The sequence below is a fragment of the Ruegeria sp. F11 genome, assembly GCF_056533855.1.
Map to the genome: position 1 here is coordinate 239,177 of NZ_JBQFOW010000002.1, position 25,950 is coordinate 265,126.

The window sequence follows — 25,950 nt, forward strand, 5'->3', positions numbered from 1 at the left end:
CGCCAAATTGCCTCGCAAAATCCGATTGTCCTGCTAATATCTGCATGTTTCGAATTGTCATTTGCCGGAGATCCCATCATGTCGCGCAGAATAAAGTCCGCTTTGGCCCTGCTGGCCGGGAATGCCATTGGATTGCTGCTGGCCGCGCTCTTGCTGTCGGAATTTGCAATCCGGCCGATCTCGTTCATCGTGGTGGTGATCGTGTTCACGCTGGTGCAGGTGGTGGCCGAGCCGCTGATCCTGAAGATCGGCGAAAAAAAGGCCCCGGCCATCAAGGGCGGGATCGCCTTGATCGTGACCTTTGTGGGCCTGCTGGTCACGGATTGGATCACCGCAGGGCTGACGGTCGGCGGTATCGCGAACCTGCTGGCGGCGACGCTGCTGGTGTGGCTGGGGGCGCTGATCGGCAGTATCGTCCTGCCGATTTACGTGTTTCCGGAATTGCGTGAACCAAAGAAGAAGTAATTACAGCGCGTTCAGGCTGGCCTTGATGGCTTGCCACAGCTCCTCAACCGGTTCGCACCCCACTGACAGGCGGACAAAACCCGGGTCTACCGCATCGCCCCAGCGCGCGCGTCGCTCGGCGGAACTGTGCACACCGCCGAAAGAGGTGGCGGGGCGCAGCAGCGGGCAGGTGTTGATGAAAGCCTCGGCCTTGTCTTCGCTGTCCAGCGTCAGGGACAGCAGGAACCCGAACCGCGCGGTTTGCGCCTTGGCGAGCGCGTGCGAGGGGTCATCCGGCAGGCCGGGATAGCGGATGTGCTTCACGGCGGGATGCGCCGCCAGCCGCTCGGCCAGAACCTGTGCCGAGGCACACATCCGCTCGAACCGCACGTCCAGCGTTTCCAGCCCGCGATGCAGCAGCCACGCCTCATGTGGGCCGGGTATCGCGCCAGAGACCTTTCGCCATTCCTCGACCCGGTTCATGATCTGCGCATTACGGCTGGCCACATGGCCCATCAGCAGGTCGGAATGCCCGCCCATTGCTTTGGTGTCGGATGACACGACCACGTCGATGCCCAGGTCCAGCGGGCGTTGGCCCAAAGGCGTCATCGTTGTGTTGTCGGCAATCGTGATGCCACCCGCAGCCCGCACCTGCCGCGCGACGGCGGCAAGGTCGATCATGTCGAGGCCGGGGTTCGAAGGGCTTTCGACGAACACCCCATCGAACCCGTCAAATCCGCCTTGGGTGAAGGCGGTGGTGGGGCGTTCCTCGACCTCGACACCCAGACGCGACAGGAAGCGATCAGCCAGCAGGCGCGTGACGTAATACCCGTCCGAGGGGATCAATAGCCGAGACCCGGCCTTGACCGTCGCAATCAGCGCTGCGGAAATCGCCCCCATGCCCGAGGGGAAGCTGAGGCACGGCGCGTCCTCAAGATGCGACAGGACATGTTCCAGCTGCACCCAGGTTGGGTTGTCGACCCGGCCATAGGTGGCGTGCCCCTCCGGCGCGCCGGGCAGGTGGTACATGCTGCTTTGCGTCAGCGGCATCGCCACCGGTTCGCCCTTGTTCAGAGCGTTCCCGCGTAGGTGCAACATCTCTCCGGGTTTGGGGGCCATTCCTCAGCGCCCCGGAATTTCTTCGCGGGGTGGGGCGGGTTCCCAGTTCTCGATGATATCCGCTGCCTCTCGCGCCGTGTCGACAAAGCGGAACAGGTCGAGGTCCTCTTCCGAGATCGTGCCCGCATCGGCCAGCGCTTCCCAGTTGATGACCTTTTCCCAGAATGCGCGGCCAAACAGCAGGAAGGGTACACGCTCCATCCGGCCGGTCTGGATCAGGGTGAGCGACTCGAACAACTCGTCCATGGTGCCAAAGCCACCAGGGAAAATGGTGATGGCGCGGGCGCGCATCAGGAAGTGCATCTTGCGGATGGCGAAATAATGGAAGTTGAAGCTGAGATCGGGCGTCACATAGAGGTTCGGTGCCTGTTCGTGCGGTAGTACGATGTTCAAGCCGATCGAACACCCGCCTGCGTCCTGTGCGCCGCGGTTCCCGGCCTCCATCACGCCGGGGCCGCCGCCGGTGACAATGACGTTCTCGCGGCAGCCGGTCTGATTGGATTTCTCGGTCATCAGCCGGGCAAACTCGCGCGCCTCGTCGTAATATTGCGACAGGCCAGCCAGTGTTTCCGTCCGCGCAGTATGTTTCTGCGACGGCTCGGGAATGCGCGCGCCGCCGAACATGACGATGGTCGAAGTGATCTGGCGTTCGCTCATGATCATCTCGGGCTTCAGCAGTTCCAGTTGCAGACGCACCGGGCGCAGCTCATCCCGGCACAGGAAATCGTCATCGGCAAAGGCCAGGCGATAGGCGGGCGAGCGGGTTTGCGGCGTGTCCGGAACCTCGCTTGCGGTCGAACGGTCTGTCTGCGCATCGCGGAAGGGGCTGACGCGGTCTTCTGTCATGGCTGGGGCATCCCTGCTTGCGTGTTTTCCAAACAGCTATAGGGTTCGCAGGCAGAGTGCCAGTCACGGAAAGACAAGAATGGATTGGAAGAGTGAAATATCCGCTGCGCGGGATCGCATCGCCGGTTACGCGCAGGTGACGCCGGTGATGGAATGCAACCTGCCGGGCTATCCGGTTGAGATGAAGCTTGAGCATATGCAGCACACCGGCAGCTTCAAGGCGCGCGGGGCTTTCAACACGCTGCTTAGCGCGGACGTGCCCGATGCCGGGGTCGTGGCTGCCTCTGGCGGCAATCACGGTGCGGCGGCGGCTTATGCGGCGCGGGCGCTGGGCCATCCGGCGAAGATCTTCGTGCCGGAACTGGCCGGGCCGTCCAAGATCGCGCTGATCAGACAGACCGGCGCGGATCTCAGTGTCGTCTCGGGTGAATACGCCAACGCACTGACGGCGGCGCAGGCGCATGAGGATTCAACCGGCGCGATGCAAATCCATGCCTATGATGCGCCCGCCACCGTGGCCGGGCAGGGCACCTGCTTTGCCGAGTGGGAGGCGCAGGGCCTACAGGCCGATACCGTTCTGGTCGCAGTCGGCGGCGGTGGTCTGATTGCCGGTGCGCTGGCATGGCTGCAGGGCGCGCGCAAGGTTGTGGCGGTGGAGCCCGAGACCTCTTGCGCGTTGCATGTCGCGTTGAGCGCCGGTGAACCGGTAGATGTCTCGGTTTCGGGCATCGCCGCAAACGCGCTGGGCGCGCGGCGGATCGGGTCAATCTGTTTCGATCTGGCGCGGGGGATAACCTCGGTCCTGGTTTCGGATGACGCGATTGCGGCGGCGCAAAAAGCCTTGTGGCAGTCGCATCGCATTCTGGTCGAGCCCGCCGGTGCGGCAGCCTTGGCCGCGTTGTTGTCGGGCGCGTACCAGCCCGAACCGGACGAGCGTGTGGCGGTGCTGATCTGCGGCGGCAACGTCTCGCCCGACCCGTTTGGCGGTTAACGCGCACCTGTCAGCCGCAAACCGTGTGTTCTGCGTCGCATTGCGGCCAGTTCTGCGCGCGCTTATACGCAAGACCAACGTGAACAGATTCTGCAGGGAGCCCTCAAATGTCCAACGCGCAACTGGAAGCCGCCATCGAAGCCGCCTGGGAGGCGCGCGATACCATCACCCCCGCCACCACTGGTGAAACCCGCGAGGCCATCGAAGACACGTTGAACGCGCTGGACAGCGGCTCGTTGCGGGTGGCGGAAAAGCTGGACAACGGCGACTGGCATGTGAACCAGTGGGCGAAGAAAGCGGTCCTGCTGGGCTTCCGCATTAAGGATATGGAAATTCAGAACGGTGGCCCGCAGGCCGGTGGCTGGTGGGACAAAGTGGACAGCAAGTTCGCCGGTTGGGGCGAGAACCAGTGGCAGGCCGCCGGGTTCCGGGCGGTGCCAAACTGCGTGGTCCGCAAATCGGCCTTTATCGCGCCGGGCGTGGTGCTGATGCCGTCTTTCGTGAACCTCGGGGCTTATGTCGATGAAGGCACCATGGTCGACACATGGGCCACCGTGGGCTCCTGTGCACAAATCGGCAAGAACGTGCACCTGTCGGGCGGTGTTGGCATTGGCGGCGTGCTGGAGCCGATGCAGGCTGGCCCCACCATCATCGAAGACAACTGCTTTATCGGTGCACGTTCCGAAGTCGTCGAGGGCTGCATCGTCCGCGAAGGTTCGGTTCTGGGGATGGGCGTATTCATCGGAAAATCGACCAAGATCGTGGATCGTGAGACCGGTGAGGTCACCTATGGTGAAGTGCCACCCTATTCGGTGGTTGTGGCCGGTTCGATGCCGTCGAAGAACAATATCAGCCTGTATTGCGCGGTGATCGTGAAGCGTGTCGACGAAAAGACCCGCTCGAAAACAGGCATCAACGAGTTGCTGCGGGACTGAACCCACACCGGATGTGATTTGAATGGGCCGCGGCGCGTAGAGCTCGCGGCCTGTTTCATGTCTGCCCCATGTAATCCAGCACCACCTGCTGGAAGAAATCGATGGCGGCCTCGCCTCCGGCCCCTTTCGCCAGAGGCCCAGTCTCGAACCGGGGAGACTGCATCGCGCGCTGCATCTTTTCGCAGACCCAGACGTCTTCGGTCTGAAAATCCCCGGTCTCAAGCGGATGCTTTGTCCAGTTGGACGATTTGATCAGCCCGGTGTCCGCGTCATAACCGGGAATGTCCGCCGCGCGGTGGGTGTAGGTGAACCAGCCCTTGGGCGACCAGTTCCGCACCTTCATGCGCGTGGTGTTCGCATCCACCGGCTCGAGGGTCGAAACCGAAAACCCCCAGGGGTTCGGTGTCAGGATCGTTGTGGGAAACAGCATGTAGACGCCGCCATAGCCCGGTTCGACCGCGTTCCTGACGGTTTTCAGCCCCGACCCTTTGGCCGAGTTCTCGACGAATTGCGGAATGCGGTGTTTTACGCCCTCCCGCTCGGTCGACCACCAGACCATGTGGCGCCCGAAGGTTTCCCACAGGTTCTTGTCGTGATGCGGGCCCCCCAGCGTGTCTTTGTGCAGATAGGCCAGATGATAGCCGTCGATCGCATTTTCGAAGAAGACTTTCCAGTTGCACTTGATCTCATAGATCACGTCGTCTGGATTTTCCTGCAACTCGTCCGAGGTCAGATCGTGTGGCCATGGCACCTGATCCAGCCCGCCGAGCCAGTCGTCAAAGCTTTCTTCGGGGTTCGGGTCGGGATGGACAAAAACCAGATTGCGGAAGACCCCGACCGAGGCCCCGAACAGATGAGTGGTTTTCTTGTCCAGATCGGGAAAGCAGTCGCGCTGGGCCGGAACGCCGCGCAGCGCGCCATCCAGATTGTAGACCCAGCTGTGATAGGGGCAGACGATGGTCTTTCCCGTGTTGCCGCAGCCCTCTAGCAACTCGGTTCCCCGGTGGCGGCACATGTTGTGAAAGGCGCGCAACTGGCCTGTGGCATCCCGGAGAACGATCAGCGCATGCCCGCCAGCCTGAACCGTGCGAAAGTCGCCCGCTTCGGAGAAATCCAGCGTGACCCCGGCGAAGGTCCAGCATTTGCTGAACAGATCGCGTTTCTCAGCCGCAAACCAACTGTCCGAGACATAGGCCGCACGCGGTAGGCGTTGTTTGGGGTGATCGGGCAGGGATGCGGGGGGCGGCATCGTGGTTCCTTTAAATTGTCAAAAATGATTAATAATCAATATTGACAATAAATGGTACGATGTCCAGTATGCGAGGGAAAGATTTTTTTGCAGGTGCCGATCGGATGACCCTTTTCGAAAATCTGAAACACCAGAAATGGCTGACCATTGGCGCGCTGATCGTGTTGCTGGGAACCACGGTTGCGGGTTTTTATTCAATCTGGGGCGTATTGTTCGTTTTCTGGGGCTTTGCCGCCCTGAGATCGGGGCAGGCCTATCTGCTGGAGCCCATTGACCGCCAGGACAACCCGTTTCTCTTCCTTGTGGTGGCGGGGGTGTGGTTTGTTTTTGGGGCGCTTTACATCCTTGCTGATCTCACCTCCTTGCCTGTCGGATAAGCCAAGATGCCCAGACCCAGCCTGAAAGACACACGGACCGGGGAAATTCTGGATGCCTTCATGCGCTGCGTTGCGCGATACGGTCTGGATGGCTCGACTCTGGCGCGCATCTCGGACGAAGCCGGGGTGGGCCGCCCCTTGCTGCGCCACTACCTGGGCAACCGCGACGATATGGTGCGCACCCTGCTGGACCATGTGCTGAGGGTGTTCGACGACAGGGTCCGGGAGCTGTTCGGGGCCCTGCCGCAGACGGGCCGGGTCGAGGCCATGATGGACGCCCTTTTTGACCGGGATACCTATTCGCCTGACAACGCCGCCGTTTTCGCAGCCTTGGTCGCGGCCTCGGATCGGTACGAGGACATCCGCCAGCCCCTGCTTGGCTTCGTCTATGGTTTTGAAACCCGTGTGGCGGCCGAAATCCTGAAAGAAACACCCGCCGCAGATGAAGGGGCTGTCAAAGCCGCCGCGTCGGGCCTGTCCGCGATCTATTTCAACACCGACGCCATCATGCCCTTGCGACCGGTCGAGGGGTGGCGCGACACCCAGCGCAGGGCGGCCCAAATGCTGCTGGATGCGGTACGTTAGGTTTCAGCGTGCTCGGGCTATAGCCCGCTAAAAAGGCCGAGGTTGGTTACCCCGGCCTTTCTTTGCTTGAAACCCCATAAGTCACGCTATTCGAACACGACCGCACTCCGGCAATCAAGATCGGCGTTCGGGGTTTGCGGCGTCAGACGCGCGGTTACTGGATCACGCGGGCAGGCGTTTCACCGTCAACGTCCCGGCCAAAGTCGTCAACGGTTCCGTTGCCACCGCTGCCTTCACCGTCGTCGTCGCTGTCATCGCTACCGGACTCGTCATCGCCGGATTCATCCGGACCTTCAGCACCGCCATCCTCACCCGAGTCGCCGCCGCCTTCGTTATCATCGCCACCGGACTCGTCGCCGCCTTCGCTATCGTCGCCACCGGAGTCGTCACCTTCGCCGTCATCGCCGCCGGAGTTGCCGTCGCTCTCGCCGTCGTCGCCGTCGGAGTCGTCGCCACCTTCGCTGTCATCTCCACCGGACTCGTCACCGCCTTCGCTGTCGTCGCCGCCAGAGTCGTCTCCGCCTTCGCTGTCATCGCCACCGGAGTCTTCACCGCCTTCGCTCTCACCGCCGCCTTCGTTTTCGCCGCCGCCGGTCTCGCCGCCTTCGTTTTCGCCACCGCCTTCACCTTCACTCTCCTGAGCGAACGCCGCATCCACCGAAACAAAAGATAGAACAGCAACCGCCGGTGCACCGGCCAGAACAATTACACTCGCTGTGGTCGTCATAAGTCTGGACAAGATACTCATTGAATTTCCCCTGTGAAAAATGACTTTGCTAGTGCGGTCAGCCTAGGTCTCGGTATGAGATGCCGAAACGGAACGCTGAGCGTGCTGCCGCCCAAGCGAAAATTGGCCGAAATGTGGCCGAAATGTGGCAAATATATGCCGGAATCAACTTAAAAGAATTCCGGAATGCATGATTCACTTAAACCGAGAAAGGGGTGGGCCGGATGGGTTGGGGCGATTCCATTTCGGTCCGCAGGCGCTTTGGCTAAACCCCTGAACAAGTGAAATATAAAACGCGGGTTCAGGTTCGGCGGTCGGATTTGGTTGACCCCTTTGGGTGGCGCGCGTAAGGCAAGCGCTATGGAAAAGCAAAAGAAACCCTCGCGCCAGCAAGTCTATACCCTTTTGGTTCAGGTGGGCCGCAAGGATGGCGACGGCCTGCCGGACGGGGCCACGGGGGCTGCGCTAATGTGCTATGCCAGCGGCGTGGATGAGGCCGAGGCCGTGCGCGAAACCGTTGCGATCCTGAAACAGGCCGATACCGCGCCGCTGGACGTGACCGGCTATGGCACGCTGGCCGAGCGCGAGGCGCAGGGGCACGAGATCGACGCGGATGAACGTTACCTGATGCAGCGCGCGCTGGATGAGAATGCGGTCATCGTAGCACAGATGACGCCGTTTTTCGAAGATCAGGCCTAGTTCCGCGTGCCGAACCAGCGGCGGTAAATTTCATCATATGTGCCGTCTTCCCGCAGGGCGAGCAGCGCCTGATTGACCTCCTCCACCAGCGGTGATCCGGTCGGGAAGGCGATGCCGTAATTCTCGCGTAGGAACACGCCGCCGGTCATGGTGGCGATCCGACGTCCCTCATGCGCGGCGAAATAGGACAGGATCGGCGCGTCGAAGACCACCGCGTCCAGCTCCTCGGCCTTGAACGCGTCGAGCATCTGGTCCAGACCCGGATAGCCCACAAATTCGATCTCGCGGCGGCTCAGGAAATTGGCCGCTGTCGAACCCGAAATCGTGCCGACGTTCTTGCCATACAGGTCATTCACCGAGTTCACGTTGCCGGTGATCGCGTCCACTGTCATGACCGAGGTGATGCGGGCGGTGAAAACCGAAACAATGAACAGGGACGACACCACCAGAACCACGCCCAGAATCCTGCCGAACGGGGTGCGGGGCATACGCTCCTCGAACCCGCCATTCACCACCAGGTTCAGCGCCCACCAGAACGAGGGGAACCACGCCTCGTTCAGTTTTCGGTCGAAATAGGGCTGGGCGCGGCGCTCGAACCCCCACATCAGCATGCCGCCGCCCAGAAGGATGGCAAAGGCAAGGCCGATAGCGATGAACAGTTCGCGCGACAGCAGCGCCTGCATCAGGGATGGGCGGCGTACCGCGTCGGATGGCACCATGATCTGCAGCCCGGCCTCGAAAATCGGCTGGCTGAAATCCATCTGCGTTTCGCGCTGGGCGGTGATCGAGATATTGGCGACCGCCAGATCAGCGGAGCCGTCCTGAACTGCGCTCAGCATGTCGGCAAAAGCATCGACACGGTTGACCGTGTAGTCCCAGTTCAGCGCCTCGGCCAGGGCCTCCAGAAGCTCCATCGAAAAGCCGGTTTCGGCCCCGTCTTCCACATAGGAAAACGGAGGGCGTGTCACCGTCGTGACCGACAAGGACTGAGCCTGGCTTTGCTGGGCAAGCGCGGCGAAAGTCAGGCAGATCAATGCGAAGAAAACGCGCTTCATGGATAAATCACCTGTTTCGCGGCGCTGTAGCGCAAACAGACACCGCGCGGCAAGGTCGTCGCGGGGTAAAGGCCTATGTTTTTCAGGGGTCTCAATGCGAGATACGGGCAAAGCGGGGTGTGATTTTTTGGCCGTTCGGGGTTGGCATTCCGGCCAATTCGTTGAAACACTGCGCGAACCCCAGCGGAATCAAACTGAAAGGCCCGCCAATGACCGATCCAGTTCAATTGACGGCAGACCTGATCCGTTGCCCATCGGTCACACCCGCCGAGGGTGGAGCCCTGGTTCTGCTCGAGGCGCTTTTGTCCGATGCCGGGTTCGAGTGCACGCGGGTTGACCGCGGTGGCGTCTGCAACCTGTTCGCGCGCTGGGGGCAGAAAGGGCATGCCCGCGCCTTTGGGTTCAACGGCCATACCGATGTGGTCCCGGTGGGGGACGAGGCCGCCTGGACCAAGCCGCCCTTCGGGGCCGAGGTCCACGATGGCATCATGTACGGGCGCGGCACCACGGACATGAAATCTGGTGTCGCCGCCTTTGCCGCAGCAGCGGTGGATTTTGTCCGCGACACGCCGCCGGACGGGGCGATCATCCTGGCGATAACCGGGGATGAGGAAGGCGATGCCATAGACGGCACCACCGCTTTATTGGATCATATGGCGAACGCGGGTGAGCGCATGTCCGTCTGTCTGGTGGGGGAACCCACCTGCCCGGACCGGATGGGAGAGATGATGAAGATTGGCCGTCGCGGCTCGATGACCGCGTGGTTCACGGTGACCGGTGTGCAGGGGCATTCGGCCTATCCGCATCGCGCCAAGAACCCTCTGCCCGCCTTGGCGCGGCTGATGGATCGGCTGGCCAGTTACGAACTGGATCAGGGCAGCGATCATTTCGATGCCTCCACACTGGCGATTGTGACGATGGACACTGGAAACCCGGCGACAAATGTCATTCCGGCGGGATGCAGTGGGGCGGTGAATATCCGGTTCAACGACCTGCATTCCGGCGCAAGCCTCAGCGAATGGCTGCTGGCCGAGGCCGACCAGGCCGCGCAGGCCTTTGACGTTGAGATCGACACACAGATCAAAATCTCGGGCGAAAGCTTCCTGACCCCGCCGGGCCCGCTGTCTGATCTGGTGGCGCAGGCGGTTCAGGCGGAAACCGGGGTGCAACCCGATCTGTCGACAACCGGCGGCACCTCGGATGCGCGGTTCATCAAAGACCATTGCCCGGTGGTCGAATTTGGTCTGGTCGGTCGCACAATGCATCAGGTCGATGAATGCGTCGAGGTTGCGCAGATCGGGCAACTCAAGGCGATCTATTCGCGGGTATTGCGGGACTATTTCGCCTGATCCATGCAGCGGACATTGGTGATCATGGTCAAAGAACCGCGCCCCGGCCGGGTCAAGACACGGTTGGGGCGGGATATCGGCATGGTTGGCGCGGCCTGGTGGTTTCGCAGGCAGGCCGGGTCACTGATCCGCCGGTTGCGGGACCCGCGCTGGCGGATCGTGCTGGCGGTCTCGCCGGATCGCGAGGGGTTGAGCAGCCGGATATGGCCCGCGGACCTGCCCCGCGCGCCGCAGGGGCGCGGCGATCTGGGGCAGCGCATGACGCGGATGTTGCGGGGCATGCGGAAAGGGCCGGTTTGCCTGATCGGCGCGGATATTCCGGGCATCACGCGGGCGCATATCGCGCGGGCCTTTGGTGCGCTGGGGTCCTCGCAACTGGTGTTTGGTCCGGCGCATGATGGCGGCTACTGGCTGGTCGGCGCGCAACGTTTTGCGGCCTTGCCCGCAGGGCTTTTTGGCAATGTGCGCTGGTCGACGGAACATGCGCTGAACGACACTCTGGCCTCGGTCCCCGGCTGCCGTGTGGCGATGATTGATCCGCTGCGCGATGTCGATACGGTTGCCGATCTGCACAGCTGGTCCGACGCGCTGTTTTTTGGTCATGACGCGGTCGCGCACCCGTGCTAGGCCGAAGACATGACTCGCATCCCCACCAAGCAAGAGGTCCTGGACTGGATCTCGGCGAACCCTACCCTGACCTCGAAACGCGATATCGCCAAAGCCTTTGGGATCAAGGGCGCGGCGCGGATCGACCTGAAGCGCATCCTGCGCGAACTTGAGGCCGAGGGCCATCTGGAAAAGCGCAAGCGCAGCTATGGCGACCCGGACAGGTTGCCTCCGGTCAGCGTGCTGCAGGTGAAGGCTCCGAACGCCGATGGCGACCTGTTCGCGCGGCCTTTGGAATGGCATGGCGAGGGGGTTGAGCCCACCGTGTTGCTGATCACCCGCGCCAGCGATCCCGCGCTGGGTGAGGGCGACCGGATTCTGGCTCGCCTGACCGTGGTGCATGAGGAAGACCATAACTACGAAGCCCGCCTGATCCGCCGCATCGGCACCAACCCGCGCAAGATCGTCGGCATTTTCCGCAAAGGGGCCGAGGGCGGGCGGATCGTACCCATCGACAAGGCCGGTTCAACCGAGTGGCTGGTGCCCGAAGGGGCCCTGCTGGGGGCGAAGGACGGCGAATTGGTCGAGGCCGAGCAGGCCGGACCAAAGAACCGCCTGGGCCTGCCGCGTGCGCGCATTGTCGAGCGGTTGGGCGACCCCACCGCGCCCAAGGCGGTCTCGCTGATCGCGATCCACCAGCACGGTATTCCGGACGACTTCCCCGACAGGGTGATCGATGAGGCCGACAAGGCCAAACCCGTTGGCCTGAAAGGGCGCGAGGATCTGCGGGATATGCCGCTGCTGACCATCGACCCCTCGGATGCGCGGGACCATGACGATGCGTGTTATGCCCATGCCGATGATGACTCCAAGAACCCCGGCGGCCATGTGATCTGGGTCGCCATCGCCGATGTTGCCGCCTATGTGCAACCCGGCACGGCTCTGGACCGTGAGGCGCGCAAACGCGGCAATTCCAGCTATTTCCCGGACCGCGTGGTGCCGATGCTGCCGGATCGGCTGTCGGGTGATCTGTGTTCGCTGCACGAAGGCGTCCCGCGCGCCTGTATCGCTGCTCGGATGCAGATCGACGCAGACGGCAACAAGATCGGCCATCGCTTTGTGCGCGGCCTGATGCGCTCGGCTGCCTCGCTGCACTATGCCGAGGTGCAGGAGGCCATCGACGGCAGCCCAAATGACCGCACGGGGCCGCTGTTGGAACCCGTTCTGAAACCGCTCTACGCCGCCTATGCTGCGCTGAAAAAGGCGCGAGCCGAGCGGCAACCGCTGGAACTCGACTTGCCCGAGCGTCAGATTGTGCTCAGCGACACGGGCGAGGTGACCAGCGTAGCCTTCCGCGACCGGTTGGACGCGCACAAGCTGATTGAGGAGTTTATGATCCTCGCCAATGTCGCCGCCGCCGAAACCCTGATCGCCAAACGCCGTCCGCTGCTGTTCCGTGTTCACGAAGAACCCGCGCCTGAGAAACTGGAGAGTCTGCGGGAAACAGCTCAGGCCGCAGGGTTGAATCTGGCCAAAGGACAGGTGCTGCAGACCCGCCATATAAACGCGCTGCTGAACGCTGCTGCGGGGACCGAGGATGCAGAACTGATCAACCTGACCACGCTGCGCTCGATGGCGCAGGCCTATTACAACCCCGAGAATTTTGGCCATTTCGGTTTGGCGCTGCGGAATTACGCGCATTTCACCTCGCCCATCCGGCGCTACGCAGACCTGATCGTGCATCGCGCGCTGATCTCGGGCCATGGCTGGGGCAAGGACGGGCTGACCGAGGACGAAATCGGACGGCTTGAAGAAACGGCGACCCATATCTCGGACACCGAGCGCCGCTCGATGATGGCGGAACGGGATACGACCGACCGCTATCTGGCCGCCTATCTCAGCGAACGTGTGGGCAATGAGTTCTCGGGCCGGATCAGCGGCATTGCACGTTTCGGGGCCTTCGTGAAGATGGATGAAACCGGCGCGGATGGGCTGGTTCCCGTGCGCTCCCTTGGGCGTGAATTCTTCCATTTCGACCGCGAGGCCGGGACGCTGATGGGCTCAGACACAGGCCTGATCATCGCCATCGGCCAGCGCGTCACCGTGCGGTTGACCGAAGCGACGCCCGTGACGGGCGGCCTGGAACTGGAACTGCTGTCCATCGACGACCAGGCCCTGCCACGCGGTCGCGGACCCGCAAAACGGGCAACGCGGCGCAAGCCGGTCAGCAGCAAGCGCAAGAAGGATAAGATCAAGCGCAAGGTCGAACGCAAACGCCGTCAGAGGTGATAGGTCAGCGCCCGCGCAATCAGCCAGCCATGGCGGGTCGGGTTGATCTGTGCCGGGTCGTCAAAAAGCACAGCCCGGTTGCCATCCAACCGGTCCTCGTTTGGGAAGGCCGAGGTGAAATCGCCCATCAACCGGCTTTGACAATGCACGAACAAAGCGAACCGCGCAGACTTGTGCCCGCCCAGCCGGATCGTTGATCCTTTGGGGGCCAGATAGGCCGGTTGACCCCAGCGCAAAGCCTCTTGCAACGGTTGCGCTGCGGGCAGGCTCTTAGCCGTTGCAAGGATCAGGTCGCGCAAGGCCAAAGCCCCTGCGCGGGTGTCCTCGGGCAGCGCCGCGAAGGCTGCGGCCACGGTGGGGTCGTCAAATTCGGTCATGACAACGGCACAGCCTTCTCCATCCGGTCCACATAACTGCTGAGCAAGGTATCCTGTTTGATGCGCCGCGTCAGCGGCGTATCGGCAGGCGTGGCGCGCATCGCGGCCAGCATCGGCCCGACGCTCATATCGGCCGAGGTCGGCTGATCCCCCAGTAGGAATGGCGATTGCCACAGATAGGCCGAGATCGCCTCAAGATCGCGTTCCACCCGGTCCAGCCGTTCGGTCTGCGAGAACCGCCCGATGCCTTGCGTCTTCACCCCTTTCAGAACCGATTTCCGGATCGCGCCCGATGCCGGTTTGCGGATCAACGCCGGGATGCCGGTAAAGAAAGTTTCGCGCAGGATCGGCCATACTTCATCATTGCCCCAGCGGTCGAGAACGACGTGGAAGTACAGGTGCTCCTCGGCCATGCGGATCAGGGTGCGCGCCTGTGCTTTTTCCACATCCGACAGGCCGCTGTCGAAATCCGCGCCCTGCTGTTCCAGCCAGTCGCGGATCAGGTCGCTGTCGGGCACCAGACGTTCCGGCGTACGCAGAACCGGCAGCTTCTGGTGCGGCATCTTGCGCGGGTCCAGCAGATCGGAGCGCTGCCAACGCTGGCCTGAGTGCTGCAGCATCAACGCGGTCTTGACGCAGAACGGGCTGGCGCTGAACAGGCCAAAGGCGGCGGGGTAGGTGAGAAGGGTCAGCATCGGGTGGCTCCGGTGTTTTTGGGGTGCCTTGAAGGTACGAAACGCTGATGACAGTTTTTGGCATCAGGGTTAGGCTAGGCTGCATCATGTCCCGCACCGCCCGCCTGTTCCAACTGATGCAAGCCTTGCGCTCTGGCCAGTCGCCGAAAACCTCGGTGCAGCTGGCCGGGGATCTGGGTGTCTCGCCCCGAACGATCCACCGCGATATCGACGCGCTGCGCGGGTTGGGGGCCGTCATTGATGGCGAGGCCGGGTTTGGCTTCACCTTGATCGAAGACGCGACCCTGCCGCCGCTGGGCTTCACCGATGATGAGCTTGAGGCGCTGGTGCTGGGCCTGCGCGAGGTTCAGGTGATCGGTGATCCGGCCCTGTCCGATGCGGCCAGCGCGGCGCTGCGCAAGTTGCAGGGTCGCTTGCCGCCGCGACAGTCGCACAGGCTGAGCCACGCGGTGCTGGCGGCGACCCGGTTCAACCGCCCACCTGCGCCCACGATCCCTGTTGCGTCCTTGCGGCAGGCCACCTGGGATGAGCGCACAATCGAATTCTCGTATATCGACGCAAAGGGCGACGCCACGCGCAGGCGGGTCGATCCGCTGAGCATTGTCTACATGGATCGGTCGAATGTTCTGCTCAGCTGGTGCCACCTGCGGCAGGATTTCCGCGTCTTCCGGCTGGACCGCATGGATGAAATGTCGGTGACGGATCAAAGCTTTCGCCCCAATCGCGTGCCCCTGCTGCGCGAGGCGCTGGCCCGCATCCGCGCTGAACGCGAAGCACAAGAGCGCGAGGTCGCCACCTGAGCGCTTTGTGAATTGCCGATTTTGCGCTACCCTAGGACCCGAGCAGTAATCAGGAAAATCGGAATGCGTAAATGCATAAGCGGCGTCATGACCGCTGCATTATGGGCATCTATAGTGCAGGCAAATCCGACAAAAGAGACGCCAGTCGGGCAAGTCGACACCCTTCAACTGGCATCGGCGGATGTCACGGTCTCGATCCGGCCGGTTCCGCGACCTCAGGCTAAAGTGGTGCGGGTGGCAGCAACTGGCAATGCGCGGTTTCAGGCCTGGCTGGGGGCCTTTCAGAGACGCGCGGTCGAGCAGGGGATTTCCCAGCCGATCCTGACCCGGGCGTTGGCGGGTCTGACCTACGACTCGGATGTCATCAAGCGCGACCGCAATCAGGCTGAGTTTTCGAAACCGATCTGGGAATACCTGGATGCCGCGGTCTCGGACACGCGGGTCGCAAATGGTCGTGCGGCACTGGACCAACACCAACAGGTGCTGGAGCAGATCGAAGCGCAATACGGCGTCGAGAAAGAGGTGGTGACGGCGATCTGGGGCTTAGAGACTTCATTCGGCACCTACCGAGGCAGCAGCCAGACCATCCGCGCGCTGGCGACGCTGGCATTTGATGCCCGCCGCGCCTCGTTCTTCGAGACGCAGTTGATCGCCGCCCTGCGCATCATTCAGGCCGGGGATGTAAGCGCCCCCGATATGGTCGGAAGCTGGGCCGGGGCGATGGGGCATACGCAGTTCATGCCGACCTCATACCTGGATCATGCGGTGGATTTCGACCGCGACGGGCGGCGCGATATCTGGTCGGACGACCCGACGGATGCTTTGGCCTCGGCAGCAGCCTATCTTCAGCGGCATGGCTGGACCAAAGGCCAGCCCTGGGGGGTTGAAGTGCACCTGCCCGAGGGGTTCGACTATTCCACCGCCCGGCGGGGTCTCACGCTGATGCCGTCTGAATGGGCGCGACGCGGGGTGGTGTCGACACAAGGTCAACCGGTTCCCGATCACGGTCGCGCCGCAATCCTGTTGCCAGCGGGCGGGCAGGGCGTGGCGCTGATGATCTTCGACAATTTCAGCGTGATCGAGAAATATAACGGGGCCGACGCCTATGTCATCGGGATCGGCCACCTGTCCGATCGCCTGTCGGGCCGCAGCCCGTTTCAAGCCAACTGGCCGCGCAGCGACCGGGTTCTGAGTTTCACCGAAAAGAAAGAGCTACAAACCCGCCTGACTGAGGCCGGTTTCGACACGCAGGGCATCGACGGACGCACCGGGCCGAACACGATCAACGCGGTTCGGGCCTATCAACTGACGCAGGGGTTGGTGCCGGACGGGTATGTCAGTTTGCAGGTGCTGGAGCGGTTGCGGTGACTGGTTAGGAGGTTTTCTGCTTTTTGCGTGAGCTGGCTAGGACACGAAGCGGGCCTTCATTCGCCTAACTGTAGGTGCTAATCATCCTGTGTCTTAGTGATGTTGGGATGGCAGAAATGACTCGTTTCTTCGCGTTGCTTGTTTTCTTATGCGGGTCGGCTGTGCAGGCTGATACGGGTGAAGTGCCGCTGCTATCTGATGGCACGGTCCATGTTGATGCTGTCACGCGGACATTCAGCGCAGTGAGTCCCGTCACTAGCACGGGTGCGATGCCTGAATTTACTGGATCAATTCTTGGTCAAGAGTACAGCGCAAACTATGATAATGCTGACCTTTTCGAACCATTCGACCTGACGATTAGATCAAAAGGTCTTTCGGAGCATGCCACGTATTTGGTTGCAGTTTTACTCAACGACTTAATTTGTCTGAATTCTGACCTTCGAGCTGACATTCTAATGTGGCGTGAGACTGTTGTTTCATTGAGTGATGGATGGACTGTGAAAGCATCGTGTTCGGAAAGAACTGGAGACGCACTGAATTCAAATGGAGGTTAGGGGCTCGGAGCGGCCATTCACCGGGCTTGATCTAAGCGACGGCTATTCGGACTTACTGCCAGCAAGCTTCCGGCTCTAAAAATCAATGCGCCCACTCAACATAGGCGAACCAACACCCAAGGACAAAAACAATACCAACCAAACACCATCTCAAAAGCGCTCGATTTTTTAGAACTTTGTGAAGCCAATCAATTAGAGAGCCCAAAACAATTTCCATCTCTCGACTCTCCTCTCAACCGCTAAGAGAGTAATATTTGACTCCTAATTGAACAAGCCGATGAAGTAACTTTGGGCTCAAAATAGACACTGTCACCCAACAAATCCCAAAGAAAAAAGGCGGCTGTCGCAGCCACTTGCTCTTAGTTACAGACCATGCCGATTAAGCCGCCGCCTTCATCAACCCCTGAGCGTTGATCTCGGCCTGCGCCTCGTCCAGCGATTTGATGATCCGCACGAACATCTCGTCGATATCCGAAGGCGTCATGACTAGCGGGGGGGAGATGATCATGCGGTCGCCCACGTGGCGCATGATCAGGTTGTTGGCGAAGCAGCGCTCGCGGCAGATATAGCCGATTGTTCCGGGCTCGGAGGCGAATTTGGCGCGGTTGGCCTTGTCCGGGGTCAGCGCAATGGATGCCATCATGCCGACGATTTTCGCCTCACCGACCAGAGGGTGATCGGTCAGAGCCTCCCATTTTTCCTTCAGATAGGGCGCGGCGACGTTGCGGACGTGGTCGAGCACCTGTTCCTCTTCAAGGATGCGCAGGTTTTCCAGCGCCACGGCGGCGGCGACCGGGTGGCCGGAATAGGTGTAGCCGTGGTTGAACTCGGTACCGCTGATCACCTCGGCGATCTCGTCATTCACAATCGACCCGCCGATGGGCGCGTAGCCTGAACTCAGGCCCTTGGCGATGGTCATGATATGCGGGCGGATGCCCACTGTTTGCGAGCCGAACCAGTTGCCGGTGCGCCCAAAGCCGCAAATCACCTCATCCGCGATCAGCAGGATATTGTACTTGTCGCAGATGCGCTGGATTTCCGGCCAATAGGTATCGGGCGCAACGATCACCCCGCCTGCGCCCTGCACCGGTTCCGCGATAAAAGCCGCGACGCGATCTTCGCCCAATTCCTGTATCGCCTCTTCCAGCTCACGCGCGCGGGCGAGGCCGAACTCTTCGGGCGTCATGTCGCCGCCCTCGGCCCACCAGTTGGGCTGGTTGATATGGTGGACATTTGGGATCGGGATGCCGCCCTGCGCGTGCATCCCCCCCATACCGCCCAGCGAGGCCGAGCCCACCGATGAGCCGTGATAGGCGTTGTGGCGGCTGATGATGATGTTCTTGTCGGGCTGACCCTTTTCGGCCCAGTAGGTGCGCACCAGGCGGATATTGGTGTCGTTCGCCTCGGACCCGCTGCTGGCGAAAAAGACGTGGTTCAGGTCGCCCGGTGCCAGTTCGGCGATCTTGGCCGCCAGCGCGATAGCCGGAGCGTGGGAGGTTTTGAAGAACGTGTTGTAATATGGAAGCTCGCGCATCTGGCGTGCCGCCACGTCCGCCAATTCATCCCGCCCATAGCCGATATTCACGCACCAGAGCCCCGCCATGGCATCCAGAATCTCTTCGCCCTCGCTGTCGGTCAGGTACACGCCCTTGGCGCGGGTGATCACCCGCACGCCTTCCTTATCCAGGTCTTCGTTGGTGGAAAACGGGTGCAGGTGATGCGCCGCATCCAGCGCCTGCAGTTCGGCGGTTGGCATGTGGTTGGTGATGGTCGGCATCGGGGATTCTCCTGCAAAAGCGGTTGGCGATCACAATATGATCAAATTTACAGCTGTCAATCGAATCGCGTTTCCCTAGGCGGGTGACAGCGCCCCGGCCATCAGTTCCATCCCTTGTTCGATGTCCTGAGCGGTGGCTTTCGCCGCCTTTTCCCCATCGCCATCACGCAAAGCACGGATGATATCCTTGTGCCTGTCCGGCAGGTTTTGGGTTCCAAATCGACCGCAGACAACGCGCAGCGAAGGGCCGAACCGCAGCCACAGACGCTCGGCCAGATCGCAGAGAATCGGGGCGTTGGCGTGGGCATAAAGCGTTTCATGGAAGGCCTGATTCAAGCGCAGGTAACCACCAACATCGCCATCTGCGATGGTGCGGTCCAGGCGCGTGTCTAAACGCTCCAGATGGTCGATGTCTGTTGGCGTCAGATTGGCTGCAGCGCGTTTGGATAGTTCTGATTCTATTGACTTTCTGGCGAATATCATCTGCTCGACATCCTCGGCCGACAACAGGGGAACGCTGACCCGGCGATTGCCCTGAAACACCAGTGCGCCATCGGAAATCAACCTGCGGATCGCCTCGCGCACGGGCGTCATGCCAACGCTCAGAGAATCAGTCAGCCCCTGGATCGTTACCGGCTGGCCTGGCACCAGTTCCCCAAACAGAATCTGCGACCTGAGCGTTTGGTATACCTGCTCATGCGCCGGGCGTTTTTCGTCGTCTGATTGCGTCTTAGGTGCTTTATTTTTGATCAAATCCAATTGGTTCGCCCCGTTTCACATAACCCTGACTTGTCAGGCCGCTGACCTCGTGAAACCATACGCCGGATCGGGGGAAAACGCAAAACTTGATCAAATCCAAAAAAACGGGAAAATACCCGTACACTTGCAGGGAGAATAAAATGTCAATCAAAACGCTGACCATGACAGCGGTCATCGCATTGGGGACTTCGGCGGCGTTCGCCGAAGAGGTGCGTGTATATAACTGGTCCGACTATATCGACGAAGAACTGCTGCAGAAATTCGAGGAAGAGACGGGCCTGACCCTGATCTATGACGTATTCGACAGCAACGAGGTTCTGGAAACCAAAATGCTGGCCGGGGGCTCGGGCTATGATGTGGTGGTGCCGACGGGCAGCTTCATGAGCCGTCAGATTCAGGCCGGTGCGTTTCAGGAAATCGACGCGGCCAAGCTGTCGAATTTCGGCAATGTTTGGGACGTTATCGCCGAGCGTGTGGCGCGGTTCGATCCCGACAACAAGCATTCGGTCAACTACATGTGGGGCACGACCGGGCTGGGCGTGAATGTCGGCAAGGTCAAAGAAGTGCTGGGGGAAGATGCGCCCATCGACTCGATGGAGTTGATCTTCAACCCGGAGAATATGGAAAAGCTGGCCTCGTGCGGGGTCTATTTCCTTGACGCCCCGGATGAGATGGTTCCGGCGGCCATGGTCTATGCGGGGCTTGATCCCAACAGCCACGACAAGGACGACATCGCCAAGGCGGAAGAGGTCTTTGCCGCCGTACGACCCTACGTGAACAAGTTCCACAGCTCGGAATACATCAACGCGCTGGCCAACGGGGATATCTGCGTCGCCGTGGGTTTCTCGGGCGATGTTCTGCAGGCTCGCGACCGCGCGGTTGAGGCCGACAACGGCGTCGAGATTGCCTATAACGCGTTCAAGGAAGGATCGCAGATGTGGTTCGACCAGATGGCGGTTCCGGTCGATGCGCCGAACCCGGACGGAGCGCATAAGTTCATCGACTTCATGCTGGACGCCAAGAACATGGCGGCGGCATCGAACTATGTCTATTACGCCAACGGCAACAAGGCCTCGCAAGAGTTTCTGGCCGAAGACGTGATCGGTGATCCTGCGATTTACCCGTCGGAAGAGGCCATGAACAACACCTATATCAAAGGCCCGTATCCGCAGAAAACGCAGCGCGTCGTGACGCGTATGTGGACCAAGATCAAGTCAGGCACCTGATCTGACAGCGCGGGGCGGACCATCGCCCCGCGCCTTTCCTGTCCGGACCGACATGCGGGGGCCGCTTTGAACTCTGACGTTTTTGCGCCGTGGGACGACCCACAGGCGAAACCCTTGATCCAGTTCCAGAATGTCACCAAGCGTTTCGGAACCTTCACGGCAATCGATAACCTGTCGCTGGACATCTTCGAGCGCGAGTTTTTCGCCCTGCTCGGGCCCTCGGGCTGTGGCAAGACCACCATGATGCGCATGCTGGCAGGGTTCGAGACCCCGACCGAGGGGCATATTCTGCTGGCCGGGCAGGATATCGACCCGATCCCGCCCAACAAACGGGCGGTGAACATGATGTTCCAGTCCTACGCGCTGTTCCCGCATCTCAGCATCTGGGACAACATCGCGTTCGGTTTGCGCCGGGACAATATGCCCAAACATGACCTTGAAGACCGGGTCGAAGAGATGCTGCGCCTGACCCGGCTGGAGCAATTCGCCCGCCGCAAGCCGCATCAAATCTCGGGCGGTCAGAGACAGCGCGTGGCATTGGCGAGGTCGCTGGCAAAAGCACCCAAGCTGTTGCTGCTGGATGAACCGCTGGGTGCGCTGGACAAGAAGCTGCGGCAGGACACGCAGTTCGAACTGATGGATATTCAAGAGAAAACCGGCACCACCTTTGTCATCGTCACCCACGATCAGGAAGAGGCCATGACCGTCGCCAGCCGCGTCGCCGTGATGGATCAGGGCAAGCTGATGCAGGTGGCCACGCCGGACCGCATCTATGAAAACCCGAACTCGGTCTATGTGGCGGATTTCATCGGCGATGTGAACATCATCGAAGGCCGCGCTACAGCAAATGGCGAGGACACCTACCGCGTTGACTGGGCAGAAGGTCAAGCCCCGCTGACGGCGACCTCGGCCACTGGGCTGTCGAACGGCCAAGCCTGCCATCTGGCGATCCGGCCCGAGAAGGTGACGATCTCGGCCGAACGGCCCGCCGACGCGATAAACGCCATTCAGGGCAAGGTGCATGACATCGCTTATCTGGGCAACCTGTCCACCTATTACGTCGAACTGGCCAACGGCACGATCATCAAGGCGCAGACGGCCAACACCCGCCGCATCTCGCGCCGGTCGTTTACATGGGAAGACCCGGTCTGGCTGTCCTGGACAGCAACCGCCGCGGTCCTGCTGGCCGACTGATGCGCCGCGCCCTGCTGATCGCCGTTCCTTATGTCTGGCTGCTGGCGCTGTTCATGGTGCCGTTCTTCATCGTTTTGAAGATTTCCCTGTCGGATTCTGACCTCGCGATCCCGCCCTATACGCCCACGCTGGACTTGTCGCAGGGATGGGCGGGCATTCGGGATTTCTTCAGCCAACTGGATTTCGAGAACTATGTCTGGCTGACCGAAGATGACCTCTATTGGAAGGCCTACCTGTCCAGCGTCAAAATCGCGCTGATCTCGACCATTCTGACCCTTCTGGTGGGCTATCCCATCGCCTACGGCATGGCCCGCGCCCCGGAAGAGTGGCGCCCGACGCTGATGATGCTGGTCATCCTGCCCTTCTGGACCTCGTTCCTGATCCGCGTTTATGCGTGGATGGGGATCCTGTCGAACGAAGGCTACCTGAACCAGCTGCTGCTGTGGACCGGCATCATCTCGGAGCCGCTGACCATTCTGAACACCCAAACGGCGGTCTATATCGGCATCGTTTACACCTATCTGCCCTTTATGATCCTGCCGATTTACTCGGCGCTGGAACGGATGGACGGTTCGCTGATCGAAGCGGCCGAGGATCTGGGCTGTTCCCGCCTGCAGGCGTTCTGGCTTGTAACAATCCCGCTCTCGCGCCCTGGTATCATCGCCGGCTGCTTCCTGGTGATGATCCCGGTGATTGGTGAGTTTGTGATCCCCTCGCTTCTGGGCGGCTCCGGCACGCTGATGATTGGCAAGGTGCTGTGGGAAGAGTTCTTCTCGAACCGCGACTGGCCGGTGGCCAGCGCCGTGGCCGTGGTTCTGCTGCTGATCCTGATCATCCCCATCGTGCTGTTCCAGCGCAACCAGCAGAAACAGACGGAGGCCGAGCAATGAACAGGCTAAGCTGGTTCAACGCGGTCTCGCTGACGCTGGGGTTTGCCTTTCTGTACATCCCGATGATCATCCTGATCATCTTTTCGTTCAACGAAAGCAAGCTGGTGACGGTCTGGGCCGGGTTTTCGACCAAATGGTATGGCGAGCTGATCCGGAATGAGGCCTATTTGGATGCCGCCTGGGTCACGATCCGTGTGGCCGTGTTCTCCTCGACGCTGGCCACCATTCTGGGCACCGCCGCCGCCTATGTGCTGGTACGCGGTGGGCGATTCTTTGGCCGCACGCTGTTTTCCGGCATGATCTACGCTCCGCTGGTCATGCCCGAGGTGATCACCGGCCTGTCCCTGCTACTGCTGTTCATCGGCATCGGGCTGGACCGGGGTATTCTGACCATCGTTCTGGCGCACACGACCTTTTCAATGTGCTTCGTGTCGGTCGTCGTTTCGTCACGTCTGGTGACATTCGACCGGTCGTTGGAGGAGGCTGCCTTGGACCTCGGCTGCTCTCCGGCGCAGGCTTTCCGACTGGTGACCCTGCCCATCATCGCACCCGCCGTGATCTCGGGCTGGTTGCTGGCCTTCACGCTGTCACTGGACGATCTGGTCATCGCGTCGTTCACCTCGGGGCCGTCTGCCACGACCCTGCCGATCAAGATCTTCTCGCAGGTCCGATTGGGGGTGAGCCCCGAGATCAACGCCCTGTCGACCCTGATGATCGCGGTTGTCACCGTCGGTGTGATCACCGCATCGCTGGTGACGAAACGGGCAATGATGCGCCAGCGGCAGGACGAAATGGCCGCAGCGCGCGCTGAATGAGGCGGATTTTCCCGGACTACACCTATGGTCCGGGGCCCCGTGACGGCTGCTGGTGGGATGAGACGATCGCCAGCCCGGACTGGCCCGTCCATCAGGGCGATCTAAGTATCGACGTGGCGATTATCGGCGGCGGGTTCACCGGACTCTCCGCTGCGCTGCATCTGGCCGAAAGCGGAGCCTCGGTCGCGGTGTTCGAGGCGGAAACACCGGGCTGGGGGGCCTCGGGTCGCAACGGCGGGTTTTGCTGTCTGGGCGGATCAAAGCTGGATCACGGGGTTTTGGTGCACCGCTTTGGGTCTGCTGCTGCCGAGGCTTATCTCAGAGCCGAGGTTGAGGCCGTGCAACTGGTCGCCGACCTGCTGGCGCATCATCGGATTGATGCTGACACCCATTCCAACGGTGAAACCCAGTTGGCGCATTCCCTGCGTGCGATGGAAAAGCTGCGTCGCAACGCAGATGAAACCGGCACCCTGCACGAGGCCAGCGATCTACCCGCGCTGGGGCTAAGCGGACTGTTTCACGGAGGCTACACGCTGCCGGTGGGATTCGGCCTGAACCCGCGAAAGTACCTGTTCGGCCTTGCCCGCGCGGCCCAGTCCCAAGGGGCTGCGTTATTTCAGAAAAGCCCGGTTCTGAAGATCAGGAAAACCGCGCTGGGGTTTGACCTGCGCACATCGAAGGGCCGTGTCAAAGCCGAAACGGCTCTGATCTGCACAAACGGTTATTCCAGCGAGGACATCCCGGATTGGATGTCCGGCCGCTACATGCCCGCACAATCCACGGTTCTGGTGACGCGCCCGCTGACGGGGGCCGAGCAGATGGCGCAGGGCTGGACCTTGGATCAGATGTGCTACGACACCCGCAACCTGCTGCACTATTTCCGGCTGATGCCCGATGGGCGGTTCCTGTTCGGCATGCGCGGCGGGCTGCGGTCTTCCTCGGTCTCTGAGGCTGCGATCCGGCGCAAGGTTCAGCAGGACTTCCGGCGCATGTTCCCCGCGTGGTCCGGGGTCGAGACGACTCATATATGGTCGGGCATGGTCTGCCTGTCCCGCGATCTGCTGCCCTATGTCGGCCCGGTTCCCGGACGGGCAGGGATGTTTGCCGGGTTCGCCTATCACGGAAACGGAGTTGCGATGGGCACCTATTGCGGGCGGGCTTTGGCGCGGCTGGTGCTGGGTCACGACAGCCACTTGCCCGCGCCCATGACGCAACCGCCCCGGCGTTTTCCCCTTGGACGATGGCGCAGGGCGCTGATGCCGCCGGTCTACGCGCTGATGACGCTGGCCGATCTGCGGTGACGAGGCACCTAAATCAGCGCCAGCTCCAGTTGCAAACCGTCTTCATAATCTGTCGCGCCGCGCTCGGCTCGCCACACACAATAGGCCGCCATGCGCCATGCATATAAGGGACGAAGAGCCTCATATCGGGCGACGACCTCTGTATTGTCATAGGCCATCAGGAACTGCTGGACCTCAGCTGGGGTCAAAGGCGTTCCCCGATACAATCGCTGCATGGCAGGCGACAGAAACAACGCGAGGTCTTCGCACGGGTCGCCCCTTGCCGGGCATTGCCAGTCAATCAGGGTCAGCCGGTCATCGGAGACCAGAATATTCCCCGCCACAGGGTCGCCGTGTATCAGACATGTCTCCGATGTCCGAGGCACATCTATGTCTGGACGCTGATGCATAAGCCGTTCGGACCTGTCCGACGTACAATCCGCCAATATGCGGCCCCCATGATCTGCCAGATCCGCGCTGCCGTTGCATCCTTGGGGCAGGGAAATCGAAACCGCTTGCGAGTGTAGATTGCGCAGCAAGACCCCTACCGCATTGGGTCCCGAGCGCCACGGCGAACCCGGCGCGTGGTCGTATAAAACCCAGTGATCGGTCTGATATTGCCCCGTCGCGCGCAGGCGCGGCACGAAACCCGTGGGCTCAAGCGCTTGCAGGCATCCGGCCTCAAGCTCGGCGTCGTTGCGGAACAACGGATTTCTCAGATCGGTGCGGTAGAGTTTCAGGACCTTGTCGCCATCCTCGCCCAGAACTTTCCAGACCTGATTGGTGCGCCCGCCGTAGAGCGTTTCGAACCTCACGGCTGATGTGACCAGCTTCCGCGACAAAAGCTGCCGGGTCAGGTCGTGCGGGGGATCGGGCAAGTCGGACAGCGGCGTAACCAATCAAGCGAGTCGGGATTTGCCAAGCTTTGGACCGTCCTGCCCGGC

The 25,950-nt window shown here is 61.2% G+C and carries 27 protein-coding genes; 17 read left to right on the top strand and 10 right to left on the bottom strand.

What is annotated here, in order from left to right; genetic code table 11:
* Positions 1-78: 78 nt before the first annotated feature.
* A complete protein-coding gene (locus ACR0NJ_RS03705) occupies positions 79-465 on the top strand; it encodes a hypothetical protein (protein WP_480815783.1) in 387 nt (128 codons plus the stop codon).
* Here the strand turns inward: ACR0NJ_RS03705 and ACR0NJ_RS03710 are convergent, their stop codons facing one another.
* Together ACR0NJ_RS03710 and ACR0NJ_RS03715 are read right to left on the bottom strand one after the other, a co-directional pair.
* On the bottom strand, positions 466-1,563 hold the full coding sequence (locus tag ACR0NJ_RS03710; protein ID WP_480815784.1) for a cystathionine gamma-lyase: 1,098 nt from the start codon (positions 1,561-1,563) through the stop codon (positions 466-468). It abuts the gene before it with no gap.
* 3 nt (positions 1,564-1,566) lie between these two features.
* The gene (locus tag ACR0NJ_RS03715) at positions 1,567-2,409 is read right to left on the bottom strand and encodes an LOG family protein (RefSeq protein ID WP_480815785.1); all 843 of its coding nucleotides are present in this window, start codon (positions 2,407-2,409) and stop codon (positions 1,567-1,569) included.
* A gap of 79 nt (positions 2,410-2,488) precedes the next feature.
* Between ACR0NJ_RS03715 and ACR0NJ_RS03720 the strand changes: the two genes are divergently transcribed.
* Complete coding sequence (locus ACR0NJ_RS03720; protein ID WP_480815786.1) at positions 2,489-3,400, top strand: threonine/serine dehydratase; 912 nt, start codon at positions 2,489-2,491, stop codon at positions 3,398-3,400.
* 107 nt (positions 3,401-3,507) lie between these two features.
* Positions 3,508-4,335 (top strand): 2,3,4,5-tetrahydropyridine-2,6-dicarboxylate N-succinyltransferase, encoded by an 828-nt coding sequence (gene dapD, locus ACR0NJ_RS03725; protein WP_480815787.1) that lies wholly within the window; start codon positions 3,508-3,510, stop codon positions 4,333-4,335.
* Between the two features lie 55 nt (positions 4,336-4,390).
* Here dapD and ACR0NJ_RS03730 read toward each other — a convergent pair whose 3' ends face one another.
* Positions 4,391-5,584, bottom strand: coding sequence for an aromatic ring-hydroxylating oxygenase subunit alpha (locus tag ACR0NJ_RS03730; RefSeq protein WP_480815788.1), 1,194 nt, complete (start codon positions 5,582-5,584; stop codon positions 4,391-4,393).
* A gap of 104 nt (positions 5,585-5,688) precedes the next feature.
* On the opposite strand from ACR0NJ_RS03730, the gene ACR0NJ_RS03735 reads away from it, so the two are divergent.
* On the top strand, positions 5,689-5,961 hold the full coding sequence (locus tag ACR0NJ_RS03735; RefSeq protein ID WP_480815789.1) for a hypothetical protein: 273 nt from the start codon (positions 5,689-5,691) through the stop codon (positions 5,959-5,961).
* Between the two features lie 6 nt (positions 5,962-5,967).
* Positions 5,968-6,546, top strand: a complete 579-nt coding sequence (locus ACR0NJ_RS03740; RefSeq protein WP_480815790.1) for a TetR/AcrR family transcriptional regulator — start codon at positions 5,968-5,970, stop codon at positions 6,544-6,546.
* Positions 6,547-6,700: 154 nt separating this feature from the next.
* Here ACR0NJ_RS03740 and ACR0NJ_RS03745 read toward each other — a convergent pair whose 3' ends face one another.
* Positions 6,701-7,294, bottom strand: coding sequence for a hypothetical protein (locus tag ACR0NJ_RS03745; RefSeq protein WP_480815791.1), 594 nt, complete (start codon positions 7,292-7,294; stop codon positions 6,701-6,703).
* Between the two features lie 339 nt (positions 7,295-7,633).
* Here ACR0NJ_RS03745 and ACR0NJ_RS03750 point away from each other — a divergent pair, with 339 nt between their 5' ends.
* Complete coding sequence (locus ACR0NJ_RS03750; protein ID WP_480815792.1) at positions 7,634-7,972, top strand: hypothetical protein; 339 nt, start codon at positions 7,634-7,636, stop codon at positions 7,970-7,972.
* Here the strand turns inward: ACR0NJ_RS03750 and ACR0NJ_RS03755 are convergent.
* Positions 7,969-9,027 (bottom strand): transporter substrate-binding domain-containing protein, encoded by a 1,059-nt coding sequence (locus tag ACR0NJ_RS03755; RefSeq protein WP_480815793.1) that lies wholly within the window; start codon positions 9,025-9,027, stop codon positions 7,969-7,971. The genes ACR0NJ_RS03750 and ACR0NJ_RS03755 overlap by 4 nt on opposite strands.
* A 209-nt stretch (positions 9,028-9,236) precedes the next feature.
* On the opposite strand from ACR0NJ_RS03755, the gene dapE reads away from it, so the two are divergent.
* The 3 genes from dapE to rnr are packed head-to-tail and all read left to right on the top strand — an operon-like array spanning position 9,237 to position 13,271.
* A complete protein-coding gene (dapE, locus tag ACR0NJ_RS03760; protein ID WP_480815794.1) occupies positions 9,237-10,376 on the top strand; it encodes a succinyl-diaminopimelate desuccinylase in 1,140 nt (379 codons plus the stop codon).
* 3 nt (positions 10,377-10,379) lie between these two features.
* Positions 10,380-11,003 (top strand): TIGR04282 family arsenosugar biosynthesis glycosyltransferase, encoded by a 624-nt coding sequence (locus ACR0NJ_RS03765; protein WP_480815795.1) that lies wholly within the window; start codon positions 10,380-10,382, stop codon positions 11,001-11,003.
* Positions 11,004-11,012: 9 nt separating this feature from the next.
* Positions 11,013-13,271 (top strand): ribonuclease R, encoded by a 2,259-nt coding sequence (rnr, locus tag ACR0NJ_RS03770; RefSeq protein WP_480815796.1) that lies wholly within the window; start codon positions 11,013-11,015, stop codon positions 13,269-13,271.
* On the opposite strand, the gene ACR0NJ_RS03775 is transcribed toward rnr, so the two are convergent.
* A complete protein-coding gene (locus ACR0NJ_RS03775) occupies positions 13,262-13,648 on the bottom strand; it encodes a DUF1801 domain-containing protein (protein WP_480815797.1) in 387 nt (128 codons plus the stop codon). The genes rnr and ACR0NJ_RS03775 overlap by 10 nt on opposite strands.
* Entirely contained in the window at positions 13,645-14,343 is a 699-nt protein-coding gene (locus ACR0NJ_RS03780; protein WP_480815798.1) for a glutathione S-transferase family protein, read from the bottom strand. The genes ACR0NJ_RS03775 and ACR0NJ_RS03780 overlap by 4 nt, the downstream gene beginning before the upstream one ends.
* Positions 14,344-14,429: 86 nt before the next feature.
* Between ACR0NJ_RS03780 and ACR0NJ_RS03785 the strand changes: the two genes are divergently transcribed.
* The 3 genes from ACR0NJ_RS03785 to ACR0NJ_RS03795 all read left to right on the top strand — a co-directional run bounded on the left by ACR0NJ_RS03785 (position 14,430) and on the right by ACR0NJ_RS03795 (position 17,065).
* On the top strand, positions 14,430-15,143 hold the full coding sequence (locus ACR0NJ_RS03785; RefSeq protein ID WP_480815799.1) for a helix-turn-helix transcriptional regulator: 714 nt from the start codon (positions 14,430-14,432) through the stop codon (positions 15,141-15,143).
* A gap of 63 nt (positions 15,144-15,206) precedes the next feature.
* Complete coding sequence (locus ACR0NJ_RS03790; RefSeq protein WP_480815800.1) at positions 15,207-16,511, top strand: lytic murein transglycosylase; 1,305 nt, start codon at positions 15,207-15,209, stop codon at positions 16,509-16,511.
* Positions 16,512-16,618: 107 nt separating this feature from the next.
* Entirely contained in the window at positions 16,619-17,065 is a 447-nt protein-coding gene (locus tag ACR0NJ_RS03795; protein WP_480815801.1) for a hypothetical protein, read from the top strand.
* Between the two features lie 379 nt (positions 17,066-17,444).
* On the opposite strand, the gene ACR0NJ_RS03800 is transcribed toward ACR0NJ_RS03795, so the two are convergent.
* A complete protein-coding gene (locus ACR0NJ_RS03800) occupies positions 17,445-18,842 on the bottom strand; it encodes an aspartate aminotransferase family protein (protein WP_480815802.1) in 1,398 nt (465 codons plus the stop codon).
* A 75-nt stretch (positions 18,843-18,917) separates the two neighbouring features.
* Positions 18,918-19,601 carry a GntR family transcriptional regulator gene (locus ACR0NJ_RS03805; protein ID WP_480815803.1) on the bottom strand — a complete coding sequence of 228 codons (684 nt, stop codon included), beginning with the start codon at positions 19,599-19,601 and terminating at the stop codon, positions 18,918-18,920.
* A gap of 140 nt (positions 19,602-19,741) precedes the next feature.
* Between ACR0NJ_RS03805 and ACR0NJ_RS03810 the strand changes: the two genes are divergently transcribed.
* The 5 genes from ACR0NJ_RS03810 to ACR0NJ_RS03830 all read left to right on the top strand — a co-directional run bounded on the left by ACR0NJ_RS03810 (position 19,742) and on the right by ACR0NJ_RS03830 (position 25,027).
* Positions 19,742-20,827, top strand: coding sequence for a polyamine ABC transporter substrate-binding protein (locus ACR0NJ_RS03810; protein WP_480815804.1), 1,086 nt, complete (start codon positions 19,742-19,744; stop codon positions 20,825-20,827).
* A gap of 66 nt (positions 20,828-20,893) precedes the next feature.
* Positions 20,894-22,021: an ABC transporter ATP-binding protein gene (locus tag ACR0NJ_RS03815; RefSeq protein ID WP_480815805.1), complete on the top strand. Its 1,128-nt coding sequence runs from the start codon at positions 20,894-20,896 to the stop codon at positions 22,019-22,021.
* Positions 22,021-22,911: an ABC transporter permease subunit gene (locus tag ACR0NJ_RS03820; protein WP_480815806.1), complete on the top strand. Its 891-nt coding sequence runs from the start codon at positions 22,021-22,023 to the stop codon at positions 22,909-22,911. The genes ACR0NJ_RS03815 and ACR0NJ_RS03820 overlap by 1 nt, the downstream gene beginning before the upstream one ends.
* Positions 22,908-23,726, top strand: a complete 819-nt coding sequence (locus tag ACR0NJ_RS03825; RefSeq protein ID WP_480815807.1) for an ABC transporter permease — start codon at positions 22,908-22,910, stop codon at positions 23,724-23,726. Before ACR0NJ_RS03820 ends, ACR0NJ_RS03825 begins: the two co-directional genes overlap by 4 nt.
* Positions 23,723-25,027, top strand: coding sequence for an NAD(P)/FAD-dependent oxidoreductase (locus ACR0NJ_RS03830; RefSeq protein ID WP_480815808.1), 1,305 nt, complete (start codon positions 23,723-23,725; stop codon positions 25,025-25,027). The genes ACR0NJ_RS03825 and ACR0NJ_RS03830 overlap by 4 nt, the downstream gene beginning before the upstream one ends.
* An 8-nt stretch (positions 25,028-25,035) precedes the next feature.
* Here ACR0NJ_RS03830 and ACR0NJ_RS03835 read toward each other — a convergent pair whose 3' ends face one another.
* Positions 25,036-25,905: a phosphotransferase gene (locus ACR0NJ_RS03835; protein ID WP_480815809.1), complete on the bottom strand. Its 870-nt coding sequence runs from the start codon at positions 25,903-25,905 to the stop codon at positions 25,036-25,038.
* Between the last annotated feature and the right edge of the window lie 45 nt (positions 25,906-25,950).